The organism is Microbacterium sp. SLBN-154 (genome assembly GCF_006715565.1).
Taxonomy (GTDB): Bacteria; Actinomycetota; Actinomycetes; order Actinomycetales; family Microbacteriaceae; genus Microbacterium.
Window position 1 is genome coordinate 1,972,467 of record NZ_VFNL01000001.1, and the last position, 17,414, is coordinate 1,989,880.

Below are 17,414 nucleotides of genomic sequence, written 5' to 3' on the forward strand. Positions count from 1 at the left end.
CATGGTCCAGTTGACGATGGCCAAGGCGATCAACGAGGGTCTGCGTCGTGCGATGGCGGATGACCCCAAGGTGCTGGTGATGGGCGAGGACATCGGCAAGCTGGGCGGCGTCTTCCGAGTCACCGACCGCCTCCAGGAGGAGTTCGGCGCCAAGCGCGTCATCGACACCCCGCTCGCGGAGTCGGGCATCGTCGGCACCGCCGTGGGCCTCGCCCTGCGGGGCTTCCGGCCGGTGGTGGAGATCCAGTTCGACGGCTTCGTGTATCCCGCCTTCGATCAGATCGTCTGTCAGGTCGCCAAGCTCCACTACCGCACCCGCGGCAACGTCCGGATGCCGCTGACGATCCGCATTCCGTGGGCGGGGGGTGTCGGGGCGGCCGAGCACCACTCCGAGTCGCCGGAGGCGTACTTCGTCCACACGTCGGGTCTGCGCGTCGTGGCGGTGTCCAACCCGCAGGACGCGTACGTCATGCTCCGCCAGGCGATCGCCTCGGATGACCCGGTGGTCTACTTCGAGCCCAAGCGGCTCTACCACACCAAGGCGGAGGTCCACCTCGACGTCGATCCCGCCGATGCGCCGCCGATGGGTCTTGCCCGCGTCGCGCGGGAGGGCACCGATGTCACCGTGCTGACCTATGGCGCCCAGGTGGCCACGGCATTGGACGCCGCACTTGCCGCGGAGGAGGACGGCATCTCCCTCGAGGTCATCGACCTGCGCTCGCTGTCGCCGGTGGACTACCGGACCGTCGGCGCCTCGGTGCGCAAGACCGGGCGCGTGGTGGTCACCCACGAGGCCGCTCGCGAGGCAGGAGTAGGCGCCGAGCTGGTCGCCAGTGTCACAGAGCGGTGCTTCCACTACCTCGAGACGCCTCCTGTCCGGGTGACGGGACACGACATCCCCTACCCGCCCGCGAAGCTCGAGAAGCACCACGTTCCCGACCTCGACCGCGTCCTCGATGCCGTCGACCGGGTCCTCGACCGCCCGAACAGCCTGACGGGAGTCGAACAGTGATCCAGGAGTTCCGCCTCCCCGATCTCGGCGAAGGACTGCCCGAGGCCGAGCTCGTGCAGTGGCTCGTGTCCGAGGGCGACCGCGTCGCGCTGAATCAGACCATCGCCGAGGTCGAGACGGCCAAGGCTGTCGTGGAACTGCCTTCGCCGCACGCCGGGGTCGTGCAGGCGCTGCATGCCGCCGCGGGAGACGTCGTGGAGGTCGGCTCGCCGCTGATCTCCTTCGAGGTCGGTGCCGAGGCGTCCGCGCGCCCTGCGGCCCCGGCTGCGTCGTCGACGGCGACCGCCGATCCCGCTCCGCCTGCCGCCCCCGTCTCGGACGCACCGGCCGACGACGCAGCCGGACCCAACCTCGTCGGCTACGGCGCCGCGCCGCGCAGCGGGAACCGCCCGCGCCGCCGACCGCGGATCGCCACGTCCACGCCGCGGACGACCGCGACCGACACCGCAGTCCTCGCTGTCGCACCGCACGACGACATCCGCCTCGTGGAGTCGGTCGAGTCGGTGCAGGAACGGCCGAGATCCACGCCGCCGGTCCGTAAGCTCGCCAAAGACCTGGGCGTCGACATCGCGCTTGTGACGGGGACGGGCCAGGACGGTCTCATCACCCGCGACGACGTCCGCGGCTATGCAGAAACGACTGCCCGCGCAGATCAGCAGCCGGTGAGATCCGTCCTCGAGCACGACACCGCGGAGGTCGGTGAGACCCGGATCCCGATCCGGGGCGTGCGCAAGCACACCGCGGATGCGATGGTGCGCAGCGCCTTCACCGCGCCGCACGTCACCGTGTTCCTCACCGTCGATGTCACCGAGACGACCGAGCTCGTCGCCTCCCTGCGCGAGGACCGGTCGCTCGCCGACCACCGTATCGGCGTCCTCGCCGTGGCGGCCAAGGCCGTCTGCCTCGCGCTGCGTCACCACCCGACGCTGAACTCTCGGTGGGACGGCGAGAGCGGTGAGATCGTGCAGTATCACGGGGTGCACCTCGGGATCGCGGCTGCGACCGAGCGCGGCCTCGTCGTACCGAACATCCGGGACGCGGATCGGATGACCCTCCCTGCGCTTGCTGACGCGATCCGCGACCTCGCGACCACGGCCCGTGCCGGCAAGACCTCGCCCGAGGCGATGCGCGGGGGTACCTTCTCCATCACCAACGTCGGCGTGTTCGGCGTGGATGCGGGGACCCCGATCCTCAATCCTGGCGAAGCGGGGATCCTCGCCATCGGCGCGGTTCGGTCTCAGCCCTGGGAGCATCGCGGCCAGATCGCCCTGCGCGACGTGGTCACCCTCGCGCTGTCGTTCGATCACCGTCTCGTCGACGGCGAACAGGGTTCGCGGTTCCTCGCCGACGTGGGGGCGGTGCTGCGGGAACCCGGACGGGCGATGCTGCTGGGATGAGGGCGGTGGGGAACCGTCACGCCTGCGTGAACAGGCCCCTGCCCCGGCGGCGCAGGTAGTCGTACGCCTCGGCGTACGTCTGCGGTTCTCCCCGGGAGCCCTCGCCGTATCGCGCCTGCAGGAGGCCGAGCAGCCCGCGGCCGGGTGGGCTCAAGGGCTTGTCCCGGTGCGGCGATGACGTGACGTCGATCGGCTCGTCGGCCTGCGGGTTCGGCGGGTGGTACATGGGGTGGACCGTCGGCCAGGTGGCGGGATGGCGGGGCCTGCTGAGGTTCAGCACCGAGAACAGCGTGTTCGCCCCCGCATCCCGACGATTGAGGGGCTGAAGTCCGTGACGGCGGGCGACGGTCGCGATCACCGAACCGTGGTGCATCTCGTCGTTGATGACGGTTCCGGCGCGGGTGTACGCCGAGACCGCGATCGCGGGGACGCGCCCGCCCAGCCTGTCGAAAGCGAAGCCCATCTCTCCCGGTGCGGCGTCCTCCACCGGAGGCACCGCCCGAGGCGGTGCGACATGGTCGTAGGTGCCGCCATGCTCATCGAAGGTGATGAGGAGGAGCGTGTTCATGGCGTTCGACCCTGTGGCGCTGGAGCTGGCGCGGATGGCTTCGTAGATGCGCGCCACCAGCTTCTCGCCGGCACGGACGTCGGAGACCGCCGAATCGATGACCAGGCGGCCGTCGACCTCGCTCGAGCGGTAGATCCCGAAGGGGGGATGAAAGTCGTTGTGGTTGTACGCCAGGCGCGGTTCGATGAAGGCGTAGGCGGGGAGCGTGCCGTTCTCGACGTCGCGGTAGAACTCCGGCATGAAGGCGAAGTGGTCGGTCCGCCAGTACTTCTCCAGGACCGGGGCGTGCAGCACGCCGGTCAGTGAGACCAGCTGCATCTCATCGAAGTAGATCTTCCAGGACAGGCCCGCGTCCTCGAGCCGATTGAAGATCGTGGGGGTCTCGGGCGCATTCAGCCACTTCTCGTACCCGCCCCCGTGCTTGTTCGTCACGAAGCCGTGGGAGGTCGAGGCATGGAAGAACGAGCGGTTGCAATAGGTCTGCGACGGCACGCCCGCGAACCAGGCGTCGAAGACGGCGAACTCCCGAGCGAGGGTCGACAGCACCGGAAGCTGCTCGGGCGAGAAGCCGCCCATGATCTGGAACGCCTCCTCGAGCGTCGGCTCCGTGCCTCGGCGCAGCCGGGTGAAGTTGTTCCAGTAGTCCCGGAGGAAGCCGTCCATCGTCGGTGCGGTCCCGGGCGGGGGAGCGTTGAACGGGGGACTCATCTGCCCCACCTGCGCCGTGGCATTGCCCGGCGGGTCGACGCGGCCGAACAGCTGGGTGTTGACGTGCGGGAACTCCTCGCCGGGGTCGGGGTTGGGAAGACCCATCACGACGTCGGTCGCTCCGGAGTACACGTGAGCGCCGACGCGGTCGCCGTGCGGCGAGAGATTCGCGTAGTCGCCGAAGGCGAGTCCGTCGAACCGCGTCCGCTCGGGAAGGGTCTCGGGGGTGTACAGCCATCCGAGCATGTTGTCGAACGATCGGTTCTCGCCCATGAACACGACGATGTGATCGAAGCCGGGCTCGGAGCGTGCTGCCAGGGCCGGAAGCTCCTGCGCCCCCTCGCGCACGCCGGCAGCATGACCGACCGCGGCGCCGCCGGCGGCGCCGGTGGCTCCGCCCACGGCGAAGCCGGCCGCCGCCAGGCCGCCGACCTTCAAGAAGTCACGGCGGGACGTCGAGGCCTCCTGTTCGGGGTTCTCTCGCATCGTGGAGCGAGGATACCGCTCAGACGGCCAGTGCGGCTCCGGCCATGTCGGTCAGGATTCCGCGGACGTGCGCCTCGTCGGGGGCGCCCTGACCCGTGCGGATGCTGTGGGGAGTGGAGTTGATGAGGCCGAAGCACGCGTAGGCCCGCACCCGGAGGTCCTGTTCGCTGCGATCCGGGTGCACGGCGGCGAGGACGCCGACCCACATCTCCACGTATTCGCGCTGCAGACGGCGCACCGTCCGACGATCCTCGTCGCCGAGATTGGCCAGGTCGCGGTCCTGGACGCGGATGACGTCGGCGTCGGTCAGGGCGAAGTCGACGTGGAAGGCCACCAGCTGCGTAAGGCGGGCGTCGGCGTCATCGGTCCGCTCGAGCACTGCTCGTCCGCCGTCGCGCAGTCTTTCGCTCACGCCGACGAGGATTGCGCCGAGCAGGGCCTGCTTGTTCGCGAAATGGCGGTAGATCGCCGGGCCGCTCACGCCGACCGCCGCACCGAGGTCTTCCAGGCTGACGCCGGTGAACCCCCGCTCGGCGAAGAGGCGTGCCGCCTCGGCGAGGAGAGCGGAGTGCCGGTCCGCTTTGGCCCGATCACGACCCGTGGTGCTTGCCATTTCAGTTAATCCCCGCTAACGTGAGAGCTCGGTTAACGCACACTAACCGTCCTCGGCGCGCCGCGACAACGGGCGTGACCGGATCGTGACGTCAACGGAGATGACATGGCCAGGCTCACCACCACCGTGCGTCGGGATGACGACTTCCGCCGCTCCGAAGCGGCGCAGCGCGACCTGGCGGGCGACCTTCGCCGCCGGTTGGCCGCAGCAGCCCTCGGTGGACCTGCGGCCTCGCGGGAGCGCCACGTCGCCCGCGGCAAGCTTCTGCCCCGCGACCGCGTCGACCGCCTGCTCGATCCGGGCAGTCCCTTCCTCGAGATCGCCCCGCTGGCCGCCGACGGACTGTACGGCGGGGAGGCCCCCGCAGCCGGAGTCGTCGCCGGTATCGGGCTCGTGCACGGACGCCACGTCATGGTCGTCTGCAACGACGCCACGGTGAAGGGCGGGACCTACTTCCCGCTCACGGTGAAGAAGCACCTTCGTGCCCAGGAGATCGCCCTGGAGAACCGCCTCCCGTGCATCTACCTGGTCGATTCGGGCGGTGCCTTCCTGCCGATGCAGGACGAGGTCTTCCCCGACCGCGACCACTTCGGACGCATCTTCTTCAACCAGGCCCGACTCTCAGCCGCAGGGATCCCGCAGATCGCAGCGGTGATGGGGTCGTGCACCGCGGGCGGGGCGTATGTGCCGGCGATGAGCGACGAGACCGTCATCGTGCGGGGCCAGGGGACGATCTTCCTCGGCGGACCGCCGCTGGTGAAGGCCGCGATCGGTGAGATCGTCACTCCCGAAGAGCTCGGGGGTGGGGAGTTGCACGCCCGGCGCTCGGGCGTGGTCGATCACCTCGCCGATGACGACGAGCATGCGCTGGAGATCGTCCGCGACATCGTCGCCACTCTCCCCGCCGAGCCGGATCCCGTCTGGCAGGTCGAACACACCGTCCCCCCGGAGGCCGACCCCGCGGAGCTCTACGGGGTCGTTCCCGTGGACGTCAATCAGCCGTACGACGTGCGTGAGGTGATCGCGCGGTTGGTCGACGACAGCGATTTCCACGAGTTCAAGCGCGAGTACGGCGACACCCTCGTCACCGGCTTCGCGCGGATCCACGGGCATCAGGTCGGCATCGTCGCCAACAACGGGGTCCTCTTCTCGGAGTCGGCTCAGAAGGGCGCGCATTTCATCGAACTGTGCGACCAGCGCGAGACGCCGCTGCTGTTCCTGCAGAACATCACCGGATTCATGGTGGGGCGCGATGCCGAGGCCGGCGGGATCGCCAAGGACGGGGCGAAGATGGTCACCGCCGTGGCCACGACCCGCGTGCCCAAGCTCACGGTCATCATCGGCGGATCCTTCGGCGCGGGGAACTACTCGATGTGCGGCCGCGCATACTCGCCTCGCTTCCTCTGGAGCTGGCCGGCGAGCCGGATCTCGGTCATGGGCGGGCCCCAGGCCGCGGCGGTGCTCGGCACGGTGAAGCGGGATCAGCTCGAATCGCGAGGCGAAGACTGGAAGTCCGCCGATCAGGACGCGTTCGAAGCGCCGATCCGCGCCCGCTACGACGAGCAGGGCAGCCCCTACTACGCCACCGCCCGACTCTGGGACGACGGCGTCATCGACCCCGCCGACACCCGCGACATCCTGGGTCTGGCCCTCGATGTCGTCAGCCGTACACCGCTGCCCACGCCGCAGTTCGGCGTCTTCCGGATGTGATCCCCGTGACCAGCGACCACCCTGTTCCTGTCTTCGAGACCGTCCTCGTGGCCAACCGCGGCGAGATCGCCCGCCGCGTCATCCGCACCCTCCGCCTCCTCGGGATCCGCGCCGTCGCCGTCTACAGCGACGCCGACGCCGCCGCACCGCACGTCCGCGAAGCCGATGACGCGGTCCGGATCGGCCCGGCGCCGGCATCCGCGTCGTATCTCGACATCGCCGCCGTCATCGACGCCGCTCGTCGGTCGGGCGCGGAGGCGATCCACCCGGGCTACGGCTTCCTCTCCGAGAATGTCGCCTTCGCACGGGCGTGCGCCGAGGCCGGCATCGTCTTCATCGGCCCGGGCGAGAGGGCACTGGAGGTCATGGGCGACAAGATCCGGGCGAAGGAGCACGTCGCCGGCTTCGGCGTTCCGACCGTTCCCGGCTTCTCGGCCGCCGGGATGGATGACGCCGAGATCGCCCGGTCCGCGCACGAGATCGGATTCCCGCTGCTGGTCAAGCCGTCGGCGGGCGGGGGAGGCAAGGGCATGCAGATCGTTCGCGCCGCGGACGATCTTTCTGTGGCTGTGGAGAGCGCCCGGCGCGTGGCGCGCGCGGCGTTCGGTGACGACACGCTGCTCCTCGAGCGGCTTCTCGAAAGCCCACGCCACATCGAGGTGCAGGTGCTCGCCGACGATCACGGTCACGTGATCCATCTGGGTGAGCGGGAATGCACCCTGCAGCGTCGTCACCAGAAGGTCATCGAGGAGGCGCCATCTCCGGCGATCGACCCCGTGACGCGCGAGCGTCTCGGGCGCGCGGCCTGTGCCGCCGCGGCGAGCGTCGACTACCGGGGCGCGGGGACGGTGGAGTTCCTCGTCGCCGCGGCCCGCCCTGAGGAGTTCTTCTTCATCGAGATGAACACCCGCCTGCAGGTGGAGCACCCCGTGACCGAGGAGGTCACCGGTATCGACCTCGTCGCCGAGCAGGTGCGCATCGCCGCCGGCCTTCCCCTCTCGGTGGCGCAGGATGACGTGCGCATGCGAGGTCACGCCATCGAGGCGCGCGTCTACGCCGAGAGTCCGGAGCGGGGCTTCGTGCCGTCGGTGGGGGAGATCCTCGCGTGGCGGCCCGCTCCAGGGATCCGCACCGACGCGGCCATCGGGACCGGTTCGATCGTGACCGCCGATTACGACCCGATGATCGCGAAGGTGATCGCCCACGCCGGCGATCGGGCGGGCGCCCTGCGGGCTCTGGATGAGGCACTGGCAGCGACGGTGATCGCCGGCGTCGAGACGAACGTGGCGTTCCTGCGGACCCTGCTCGCCCGCGAGGACGTGCAGGCGGGCGACCTCGACACCGGCATCATCGACCGGATGCCGGAGCCCGAGCCCTCCGCACCGGACGACGTCGAGCTCGCGGCCGCGGCCGCGGCGATCGAGACGGCAGCGGGTGAGGGGCCGGCGACGCGTCCCCGATCGGGCGCAGGGCCGGTGTGGCGGAGCCTGCGCGGGTGGCGCAGCGGGCGGGCGCCGGTAGAGGACACCGTGTCGTTCGTCGTGGACGGCATCGGCGTCGTGTCGGCCCCGCGGACGGGCTCGACGCCGACGGCGGAGGTGGTCGTCGCGCGCGCCGAGGACGGCGCGGTGTGGACCTGGCGGAACGGGGCCACGCATCGCCTGACTCCCATCGATCGGCGGGAAGCGATGACGCGTCGCCTGGCCGCGCACTCGCGCCGGACAACGTCTTCGGCTCCGCAGGTTCGCGCACCGATGCCGGGGGCGGTGGTCGCCGTGCACGTCGCGGACGGCGCGAGGGTGACCGCGGGCGATCGCCTCGTGAGCATCGAAGCCATGAAGATGGAGCACATCGTGATCGCGCCCCACGACGGCGCGGTCCGGATCCACGTCGCAATCGGCGACCAGGTGAACCGCGACCAGATCGTCGCGGAGGTCGAGGAGGACCAGGATGACCATTCCGCTCAGTGAGTACGCGCTCGAGGAGACCGAGCTCGAGCTGGCGCAGCTCGTGCGCCAGTTCGCCGATGAGGTCGTCGCACCGGTCTCGTACGAAGCCGACCGCACCCACACGCTGCCGCTTGACGTGGTGGCGCAGATGGGGGAGATGGGGCTGTTCGGACTCCCCTTCCCCGAGGAGGTCGGCGGGCAGGGCGGGGACTACGTCGCGCTGTGCCTGGCGATCGAGGCGCTCGCCCGCGTCGACCAGTCGATCGCCATCACGCTGGAGGCCGGGGTGAGTCTCGGGGCGATGCCGATCCACCGCTTCGGCACCGACGCGCAGCGCGAGGAGTACCTCCCCGACCTCCTGGCCGGTCGCGCGCTCGCCGGGTTCGGTCTGACCGAACCCGAGGCGGGTTCGGATGCCGGAGCCACCCGCACGACCGCCCGCCGTGACGGCGAGGAGTGGGTGATCAGCGGGTCGAAGCAGTTCATCACCAACTCCGGCACGGACATCACCCGCTTCGTCACGGTCACCGCCGTCACCGGCGAGGCCGGGGGACGGAAGCAGATCTCCACGATCATCGTCCCCAACGGCACTCCGGGATTCACCGTCGAGCCGGGGTACGACAAGGTGGGGTGGCGGGCGTCGGACACCCACCCGCTCACGTTCACCGACGCGCGCGTCCCCGTCTCGCACCTCCTCGGCGAGGAGGGGCGTGGCTTCGCGAACTTCCTCCACATCCTCGACGAGGGCCGCATCGCCATCGCCGCGCTTTCGACCGGCGCGGCCGAGGGGTGTCTGGAGGCCGCAGTGGACTACGCCCGGTCGCGCACCGTCTTCGCTGCGCCGCTGGCGAGCCGGCAGGGAATCCAGTTCATGCTCGCCCGGATGCAGGCGCGCGTGCACAACGCTCGTCTGGCCTGGCTGCACGCGGCCCGGCTGCGGGACGCCGGGAAGGCCTTCAAGACCGCCGCAGCCATCGCGAAGGTCACCGCGAGCGACGCGGCGATGGACAACGCCCGCGACGCGACTCAGATCTTCGGGGGCAACGGGTTCATGAACGAGTACCCGGTGGCGCGCCATTACCGAGACTCCAAGATCCTCGAGATCGGAGAGGGCACGACCGAGGTGCAGCTGCTGGTCATCTCGCGGGCGCTGGGACTCGGCGGGTAGCGTGGGCGGCACCGTGAACGACAACTCCGAGCGCCCCGCCGTCATTCAACGCGGACTCTACTTCGACGAGATCGACGTCGGAGCCCGCTACGCGCACCGACCCGGGAGAACGGCGACGGAGACCGACAACGTGCTGTTCTCGGCACTGACGATGAACTCCCAGCCCCTCCATCTGGATGCCGCGTGGGCCGCCGACAGCCCCTTCGGCGAGCGGCTCGTCAACTCGATGTGGACCCTGGCGACGATGGTCGGGGCTTCGGTGTCGCAGCTGACGCTCGGGACCCTCGTCGCGCAGCTCGCGATGACCGACATCACCTTCCCCGCCCCGCTCCGCCACGGTGACACGCTTTACACCGAGACGGAGATCCTCGACGCGCGTCTGTCCGCATCCCGTCCGGGTCAGGGGATCGTCACCATGCGCCACACCGGGCGGAATCAGGACGGCGTCGTGGTCGCTTCCGCCACCCGGGTCGCCCTGATGTGGTGCCGGGATGCCGACGGCGGGACGGCCCGCGCCGCCGCCGGGACCTCAGAGGAGGTGTGAGAGGGATGCTGCCCGCACCGGCTCTCCTCTTCTGCCCGGCCGACCGGCCCGAACGTTTCGGCAAGGCGCTCGAGCGCGCCGATGCCGTCATCCTCGACCTCGAGGATGCTGTCGGCCCCGACCGCAAGACCGCCGCGCGCGGCGCCCTGATCGACGCCGACCTCGACCCGTCCCGCGTGATCGTGCGGGTGAATCCGGTGGGCACCGAGGCGTTCGCCGCCGACATGGCGACCCTGTCTCAGACCGATTTCCGCACCGTGATGATCGCCAAGGCCGAGAGCGCCAAGACGCTGCGGGCCATCGACCGCCGTTTCTCGATCGTCGCCCTGTGCGAGACGGCTCGCGGCGTGGCCGCCGCGGAGAAGCTCGCCGCCCACGACCAGGTGGTGGGCCTCATGTGGGGCGCGGAGGATCTCGTGGCAAGCCTTGGCGGCACGTCCAGCCGCAAGAGCAGCGGGCGCTACCGGGACATCGCCCGCTACGCCCGCGCGCGCGTGCTGCTGGCGGCGGGTGCCCACGCCAAGGCGGCCATCGACGCGGTGCACCTCGACATCGCCGATGTGAAGGGGCTCGCGCGGGAGGCCGCCGACGCCGCGGCGTCCGGATTCACCGCCACCGCCTGCATCCACCCCTCGCAGGTCCCCGTGATCCGCCGTGCGTACCGGCCCGACGAGGCGACGATCGCCTGGGCGCGGAGTCTCCTCGCTGTCGCCGAGGATCGACCCGGCGTGTTCACCCACGAGGGACGCATGGTCGATGAGCCGGTCCTCCGGCATGCACGCTCGGTGATGGACCGCGCCGCCGTCACCGGGTGAGGTCGGCCGGCAGCGCCGGCCGGAGTGCGCCACCCTCGATCTCGAAGCGGTGCAGCGAGCCGTTCGGCAGTCGGACGCCGGGCTCGGGCAGGCGGTCCTCGGTGGCGTGCCCGATCACCTCGCGGATGAGCGCTCCGTGCGCGACAACGATGAGCGGGGGGATCGTCCCGCCGACGGCCGCGTCCTGCCGCGCACGCAGCAGCGTCGCGATCGCGCGGGCGCGGAGGTCGGTTCGCGTCTCCGCTCCCGGCACGTCCGCGATGTGCCAATGGCCCCAGCGCCGCTGGAACTCCGCAGTGACCAGACCCTCCGCCTCCCCGTACGCGCGCTCGCGGAGGCCCGGATATCGGCGCGGCGCTGCAAGGCCCAGCGCCGCGGCGATGATGTCGGCCGTCTCCGACGCCCGCTGCAGGTCGCTGGAGACGATGGCAGCGCCCTCTGCGGCATCCTGAGTCGTGTTCGCGAGCTCTGTGCGCAGCTGCTCCGCGGCCTCACGGGCCTGCGCGCGGCCGGTGTCGTTGAGGGGGATGTCGGTGAGCCCCTGGATGCGACCGGCGCGGTTCCAGTCGGTCTCGCCGTGGCGGACCAGGATCAGTGAGCTCACCGCACGAGCGTACCGGGGCCCGGCTGAGGGTCCGCCCTCAGCGGGCGTCGGGCACCGGGAGGTTGTCGGCGAGGAAACGCAGGACCGGAGACGTACCCGCGTCGATCTTGACCGTGGCCCGCGCATCTCCGCGCGTCTGCCCCCGATTGATGATCACCACGGGGAGCTTCCGACGTCGCGCGCGCTCGAGCAGGCGGATGCCGGAATTGACCACCAGCGACGACCCGGCGATCACCAGCGCATCGGCCGTGCGGACGATCTGCTCGGCCTCGCGGAACTTCTCGGCCGGGACGAACTCGCCGAAGAACACGACATCGGGCTTGAGCATGCCGCCGCACACCGTGCAGTCGGGGAGGATGAAACCGTCGGTCGCCGAGGGCACGACATCCCCATCGGGTCCGAGGGGAACCGCGTCCGGCACGGTCAGCCACGGGTTGTCGCGCTCGACCCGGACCGCGAGGTCGCGGCGGTCGAACACCTGGCCGCAGTGCGTGCAGAACACGCGGCGCATCGTGCCGTGCAGCTCCACGACACGGCGGCTCCCCGCGCGCACATGCAGACCGTCGACGTTCTGAGTGACCACTCCGGCTGCGATGCCGCGATGCTCGAGGTCGGCGATCGCCCCGTGTCCGGCGTTCGGGCTCGCGGCGGCGAACGCTCGCCATCCGAGATGGGAGCCCACCCAGTAGCGGCGACGGGCGGCGGCGTCGCCGAGGAACTGCTGCGCCGTCATCGGGGTGCGTACCGGAGCGCCCTCGCCGCGATAGTCGGGGATCCCCGAGTCGGTCGACACCCCGGCGCCGGTGAGGATCGCCAGCCGACGGCCTCGGAGCACGTCCAACGCCTCGGAGACGGCCGGCGTCTGAGAGCTCAGATCGGTCGTGACGGTCACAGACACCTCCCTTCGCCGAGTGTAGGTCGCCGGGTGCAGGTGAGGGACTCTAGGCCCGGCGCTTTTCGGCGATGTTACGAGACGTCCGGGTGCGAGAGTGGTCGGATGCAGCTGCACGAGATCGACGATCCGGACGACGATCGCCTTTCGGACTACCGCGACCTCACCGATGTCGCTCTGCGAAGGGTGCGCGAACCCGATGAGGGGCTGTACATCGCGGAGTCGGCGAAGGTGATCGGCCGGGCCCTGGGGGCGGGGCATCGTCCGCGTTCGGTCCTGGTGCAGCGCAAGTGGGTCGACGACGTCATGCCGCTTCTGGCCGAGACACCCGAGGTCGATGTGTTCGTCGTCCCGCCGGCCGTCGCCGAGGCCCTCACCGGATACGCCGTGCACCGTGGGGCCCTCGCCGCGATGCACCGTCCGGCCCTTCGGAGCGTGGCCGACACCGTCGCGGGGGCGCGGACGGTGGTGGTGCTCGAGGACATCGTCGACCACACCAACGTCGGTGCGGTCTTCCGCAATGCCGCCGGGCTCGGTGCCGACGCCGTCCTGGTGTCACCGCGGTGCGCCGACCCGCTCTACCGCCGGAGCGTGCGCGTGTCGATGGGGACCGTCTTCCAAGTGCCGTGGACGCGGCTGGCCGACCCGCGTTCGAGCGCCGCCGAGCTGGCATCGGCCGGCTTCCACGTCGTCGCGCTCGCCCTGGCCGAGGATGCGGTGACCCTCGACGCCTTCGCTCGCGATCGGCCGGATCGGGTCGCCCTGCTCCTCGGCGGCGAAGGACACGGTCTGTCGCGCCGAAGTCTCGCCGACGCCCATTCGGTGGTCACCATCCCGATGACGGGCGGTGTCGATTCGCTCAACGTCGCCGCGGCGAGCGCGGTGGCCCTGTGGGCACTCACGCGCGAGGCGCCGTGACGCCGCTCAGGAGTCGTCCGTCGACCGGATGATCGGCAGGGGCTCGGGCCGCTTGGGCACGACGGTGTCGCCCGAGGACTGCTGGCGCAGTCGTCGCAGCACCCACGGCACGAGGTATTCCCGCGCCCACACCAGGTCGTTCGACCGCGCCTGACGCCAGGTGCGCACCGGCAGGGGATCGGGCGCCATCGGCTGGAGGTCGTCGGGCACGGCCAGGGTGCGCAGCACCATCCGGGCGACTTCGTGATGACCGAGCGAGTTGTAGTGGAGCCTGTCGTCGTCGAAGAAGCGCACGTCCTGCACCTCCTTGAGAGCCCACTGGTCGGCGACGATGCAGTCGTACTGCTCCGCGATCGCGCGGATGTTCTCGTTGTAGATGGCGACCTTGCCGCGGATGCCGCGGAACACCGGGGTGAAATTCGTGTCGATGCCGGTGAAGACCACGAGCGTCGCACCGGAGGCGGACAGTCGCACCACCGCGTCGTGGAAGATGTCGGCCACCACGTCCGGATCCGAGCCCGGACGGATCACGTCGTTGCCGCCGGCGGAGAAGGTGACCAGATCGGGTTTGAGCTCGAGGGCGGGCTCGACCTGCTCGTCGACGATCTGACGGATCAGTCGACCCCGGATCGCGAGGTTGGCATAGGAGAAATCGGGAACCTGACGGGAGAGCACCTCGGCCACCCGGTCGGCCCAGCCTCGGTGCCCGCCGGGCGAACCGGGCTCGGGATCGCCGATGCCCTCGGTGAACGAGTCGCCCAGGGCGACGAATCGCCGCCAGGGATGCAGTTCGTGGTTCGCGGCATAGGGGCTCGGGTGGTCGGGGGTGGTCGACATGGCGCTTCCTCGGCTCGTGGCTTGTGTCGAGGGTAGCGTCCGAGGCGTCGTCTATCGTGGTGACTCGTCGTGTTCGGGAAGGGGGAGCTGTGGACGAGGCCGCTCTGACCGACACCGCCGGCGACACCGACATCCATCTCGGCAGCTTCGCCGCCGAGCACCTGTCGCCGACCTGGCCGCAGCGGGCGCCGTGGGGCACCGCGCAGCGGCTGCGCGCCTGGCAGGCCGAGGCGCTGGACCTCTACTTCTCGCTCGACGGCCCCGACGGCGAGGGGGCGGGACCGCGTGATTTCCTCGCGGCGGCCACCCCCGGGGCCGGCAAGACGACCTTCGCGCTGCGATTGGCCACCGAGCTCCTTCGGCGCCGGGTGGTCGACCGCGTGGTCGTCGTGGCCCCCACCGAGCACCTGAAGTCGCAGTGGGCCGATGCGGCCGCACGCGTGTCGCTGCGCCTGGATCCGGCGTTCAGCAACCGGTTCGTCGCGCCCTCCCGCCAGTACCACGGGGTTGCGGTGACGTACGCGCAGGTCGCGGTGAAGCCCTCGGTCCATCAGCACCTGACCGACTCCGCGCGCACCCTCGTCATCCTCGACGAGGTCCACCACGGCGGCGACGCCCTCAGCTGGGGTGATGCGCTTCGGGAGGCCTATGGTCGGGCGACCCGGCGGCTGCTGCTGTCGGGAACCCCGTTCCGCAGCGATACCGCGCCCATCCCCTTCGTGGAGTACCACCCCAACGACAAGGGCATCAGGATCTCCCGGACCGATTACGCCTACGGCTATCGCCGGGCCCTCGAGGACGGGGTCGTGCGCCCCGTGATCTTCCTCGTCTACGCCGGGCAGATGCGGTGGCGGACCAAGACGGGCGATGAGATGGAGGCCCAGCTCGGACAGGACAACACCAAGGACATCACCTCGCAGGCGTGGCGCACCGCACTCGACCCCGAGGGAGACTGGATTCCCGCGGTTCTCCGGTCTGCCGATCGTCGACTCAGCGAGGTGCGCGAGCAGGTGCCCGATGCGGGTGGTCTGGTGATCGCGACCGACCAGACCGCGGCGCGGGCGTACGCCGCGATCCTGGAGGGGATCAGCGGGGAACGACCCACGGTCGTGCTCTCCGACGAGGCGGAGGCGTCGTCGCGGATCGAATCGTTCTCGGCGGGGACGTCGCGGTGGATGGTCGCGGTGCGGATGGTGTCCGAGGGTGTCGATGTTCCGCGCCTGGCCGTGGGGGTCTACGCCACGTCGGCGTCCACCCCGCTGTTCTTCGCCCAGGCGATCGGGCGTTTCGTCCGTGCTCGGCGTCGCGGCGAGACCGCGAGCGTGTTCCTGCCGAACGTGCCGCAGCTGCTCGCGCTCGCTCACGAGCTGGAGCGCCAACGCGATCATGCCCTCGACCGCGACACCGACGGCGACGACGAGTGGAACGCCGAAGAAGACCTGATGGACGCCGCCGAGCGCGAGGAGAAGGCCTCCGACGCGCTGACGCAGGAGTTCACCTTCCAGGCGCTCGGGTCGGCCGCCCACTTCGACCGCGTCATGTTCGACGGCCGTGAGTTCGGTCAGCTCGCCGTGCCCGGAACTCCGGAGGAGGAGGAGTTCCTCGGACTTCCGGGCCTTCTCGAACCCGAGCATGTCCACGAGCTGCTGCTGCAGCGTCAGGCGCGCCAGAGTCGTCATCGCAAGGTTCGTGAATCAGCCGCGGCCACGGGTTCCGAACCGGCGACGCCTGCACCCCCCGCGGCCCTGCACCGCACCCTCAAGGAGCAGCGTCAGCTCCTCAACAGCCTGGTCGGCCTGTACGCCCGGCAGAGCGGTGAACCGCACGGGGCCGTCCACGCCGAGCTGCGGCGCATCTGCGGTGGGCCCGCCGTCTCGCACGCCACCGTGGCGCAGCTGCAGGCGCGCATCGATGTGCTGCGCGCACGCGTCCGGTCCTGAGCGGGGCGCCGCTTCGGTCGTCCGAAATGCTGGCAATCCGCGTCCTGGTAGGGGCCCGCGGGGTGCCGGTGGCTAGCGTGGAGATGTTCCCACCCCCCCCGAAACGAGGTCGATTCCGCGTGCCCGCCGCCCCTGCTCACATCACCGCTCGCGACCGTCGCCGGTGGGCGCAGTACCTCGTCGACGAACGCGCCGAGGCGCGCGTCTACCGTGAGCTCGCCGCCCGACGGGGAGGGGAGGAGCGTGACATCCTCCTCGCCCTCGCCGAGGCCGAGGGCCGGCATGAGGCGCACTGGCTCGAGATGCTGGGCGGTGAGCCCGACCGGCTGCCACGTCCGGATGTGCGCACCCGCGTGCTCGCACTGCTGGCACGGCGCTTCGGCTCGATCTTCGTCCTCGCGCTCGCTCAGCGAGCCGAGGCGCGATCGCCCTACGAGGCCGAACCCTTCGCCTCGGCCTCGATGGCCGCCGACGAACGCATCCACCAGGAAGTGGTGCGCGGGCTGGCTGCCCGGGGTCGTCGACGACTGTCGGGCTCGTTCCGTGCCGCCGTGTTCGGCGCGAACGACGGACTCGTCTCGAACATGGCCCTGGTGATGGGTATCGGCGCCACCGGCGTCGCCCCCTCGTTCGTCCTCTTCAGTGGCGTGGCGGGACTGCTGGCCGGCGCGCTGTCGATGGGGGCGGGGGAGTTCGTCTCCGTGCGCTCGCAGCGGGAGCTTCTGGCGGCCACCGAGCCGAACAACGACGCCGACCACGTCCTTCCCGACCTCGACCTGGACGCCAACGAGCTCGCACTGGTCTACCGCACGCGGGGGATGTCGGAGGCCGATGCCGACGCGCGGGCGCGAGCGGTCGTCGGCGCGGCCCGTGACGCGGACCGGAGCGTCCCCTTCCGGCTGGCCGCCGAGGACTCCGACGCGCACGATGTCATCGGTCGCGACTGGGGTGCGGCGCTGTCGAGCTTCCTGTTCTTCTCCTCGGGCGCTGTGATCCCGCTCCTGCCGTGGCTGTTCGGGCTGTCGGGGACGATCGCCATGGTCTCCGCGTTGGTGCTCGTCGGCATCGCGCTCCTGGCCACCGGCGCGATGGTCGGACTGCTCTCGGGCGGCCCGCCGCTGCGCCGGGCACTGCGCCAGCTCACCATCGGCTACGCGGCCGCGGCGGTCACCTACGTTCTCGGGCTGATCTTCGGAGTCGCCGTGGGATGACGGCGAAGAACAGAAAAACCCCCGGCGAACCGGGGGTTTTTC

The 17,414-nt window shown here is 70.5% G+C and carries 15 protein-coding genes; 10 read left to right on the forward strand and 5 right to left on the reverse strand.

Going from position 1 to position 17,414, the window contains the following annotated elements:
* Position 1: 1 nt before the first annotated feature.
* Entirely contained in the window at positions 2–1,012 is a 1,011-nt protein-coding gene (locus tag FBY40_RS09605; protein ID WP_141938291.1) for an alpha-ketoacid dehydrogenase subunit beta, read from the forward strand.
* Positions 1,009–2,409, forward strand: a complete 1,401-nt coding sequence (locus FBY40_RS09610; RefSeq protein ID WP_141938293.1) for a dihydrolipoamide acetyltransferase family protein — start codon at positions 1,009–1,011, stop codon at positions 2,407–2,409. Before FBY40_RS09605 ends, FBY40_RS09610 begins: the two co-directional genes overlap by 4 nt.
* Positions 2,410–2,425: 16 nt before the next feature.
* Here FBY40_RS09610 and FBY40_RS09615 read toward each other — a convergent pair whose 3' ends face one another.
* A complete protein-coding gene (locus FBY40_RS09615) occupies positions 2,426–4,171 on the reverse strand; it encodes an alkaline phosphatase family protein (RefSeq protein WP_141938295.1) in 1,746 nt (581 codons plus the stop codon).
* A gap of 19 nt (positions 4,172–4,190) precedes the next feature.
* Positions 4,191–4,784, reverse strand: coding sequence for an SACE_7040 family transcriptional regulator (locus FBY40_RS09620; protein ID WP_141938298.1), 594 nt, complete (start codon positions 4,782–4,784; stop codon positions 4,191–4,193).
* 105 nt (positions 4,785–4,889) lie between these two features.
* On the opposite strand from FBY40_RS09620, the gene FBY40_RS09625 reads away from it, so the two are divergent.
* Genes FBY40_RS09625 through FBY40_RS09645 form a run of 5 tightly spaced genes read left to right on the forward strand, consistent with a single transcriptional unit; the run spans position 4,890 to position 10,970 of the window.
* Entirely contained in the window at positions 4,890–6,494 is a 1,605-nt protein-coding gene (locus FBY40_RS09625; protein ID WP_141938299.1) for a carboxyl transferase domain-containing protein, read from the forward strand.
* The gene (locus FBY40_RS09630) at positions 6,491–8,464 is read left to right on the forward strand and encodes an acetyl/propionyl/methylcrotonyl-CoA carboxylase subunit alpha (RefSeq protein ID WP_442922862.1); all 1,974 of its coding nucleotides are present in this window, start codon (positions 6,491–6,493) and stop codon (positions 8,462–8,464) included. Before FBY40_RS09625 ends, FBY40_RS09630 begins: the two co-directional genes overlap by 4 nt.
* Positions 8,445–9,611: an acyl-CoA dehydrogenase family protein gene (locus FBY40_RS09635; protein ID WP_141938302.1), complete on the forward strand. Its 1,167-nt coding sequence runs from the start codon at positions 8,445–8,447 to the stop codon at positions 9,609–9,611. Before FBY40_RS09630 ends, FBY40_RS09635 begins: the two co-directional genes overlap by 20 nt.
* A 13-nt stretch (positions 9,612–9,624) precedes the next feature.
* Positions 9,625–10,155, forward strand: a complete 531-nt coding sequence (locus FBY40_RS09640; RefSeq protein WP_141938304.1) for a MaoC family dehydratase — start codon at positions 9,625–9,627, stop codon at positions 10,153–10,155.
* A gap of 5 nt (positions 10,156–10,160) precedes the next feature.
* Entirely contained in the window at positions 10,161–10,970 is an 810-nt protein-coding gene (locus tag FBY40_RS09645) for an HpcH/HpaI aldolase/citrate lyase family protein (RefSeq protein ID WP_141938306.1), read from the forward strand.
* Here the strand turns inward: FBY40_RS09645 and FBY40_RS09650 are convergent.
* On the reverse strand, positions 10,960–11,574 hold the full coding sequence (locus tag FBY40_RS09650; RefSeq protein WP_141938308.1) for a histidine phosphatase family protein: 615 nt from the start codon (positions 11,572–11,574) through the stop codon (positions 10,960–10,962). The two genes, FBY40_RS09645 and FBY40_RS09650, sit on opposite strands and share 11 nt — an antisense overlap.
* Before the next feature lie 37 nt (positions 11,575–11,611).
* On the reverse strand, positions 11,612–12,466 hold the full coding sequence (locus FBY40_RS09655; protein ID WP_442922863.1) for a Sir2 family NAD-dependent protein deacetylase: 855 nt from the start codon (positions 12,464–12,466) through the stop codon (positions 11,612–11,614).
* 105 nt (positions 12,467–12,571) lie between these two features.
* Between FBY40_RS09655 and FBY40_RS09660 the strand changes: the two genes are divergently transcribed.
* Complete coding sequence (locus FBY40_RS09660; RefSeq protein WP_141938312.1) at positions 12,572–13,384, forward strand: TrmH family RNA methyltransferase; 813 nt, start codon at positions 12,572–12,574, stop codon at positions 13,382–13,384.
* A gap of 6 nt (positions 13,385–13,390) precedes the next feature.
* Here the strand turns inward: FBY40_RS09660 and FBY40_RS09665 are convergent, their stop codons facing one another.
* The gene (locus FBY40_RS09665; RefSeq protein WP_141938314.1) at positions 13,391–14,221 is read right to left on the reverse strand and encodes an SGNH/GDSL hydrolase family protein; all 831 of its coding nucleotides are present in this window, start codon (positions 14,219–14,221) and stop codon (positions 13,391–13,393) included.
* Positions 14,222–14,352: 131 nt separating this feature from the next.
* On the opposite strand from FBY40_RS09665, the gene FBY40_RS09670 reads away from it, so the two are divergent.
* Positions 14,353–16,161: a DEAD/DEAH box helicase gene (locus tag FBY40_RS09670; RefSeq protein ID WP_141940117.1), complete on the forward strand. Its 1,809-nt coding sequence runs from the start codon at positions 14,353–14,355 to the stop codon at positions 16,159–16,161.
* Between the two features lie 83 nt (positions 16,162–16,244).
* Entirely contained in the window at positions 16,245–17,372 is a 1,128-nt protein-coding gene (locus FBY40_RS09675) for a VIT1/CCC1 transporter family protein (RefSeq protein WP_141938316.1), read from the forward strand.
* Positions 17,373–17,414: the final 42 nt, after the last annotated feature.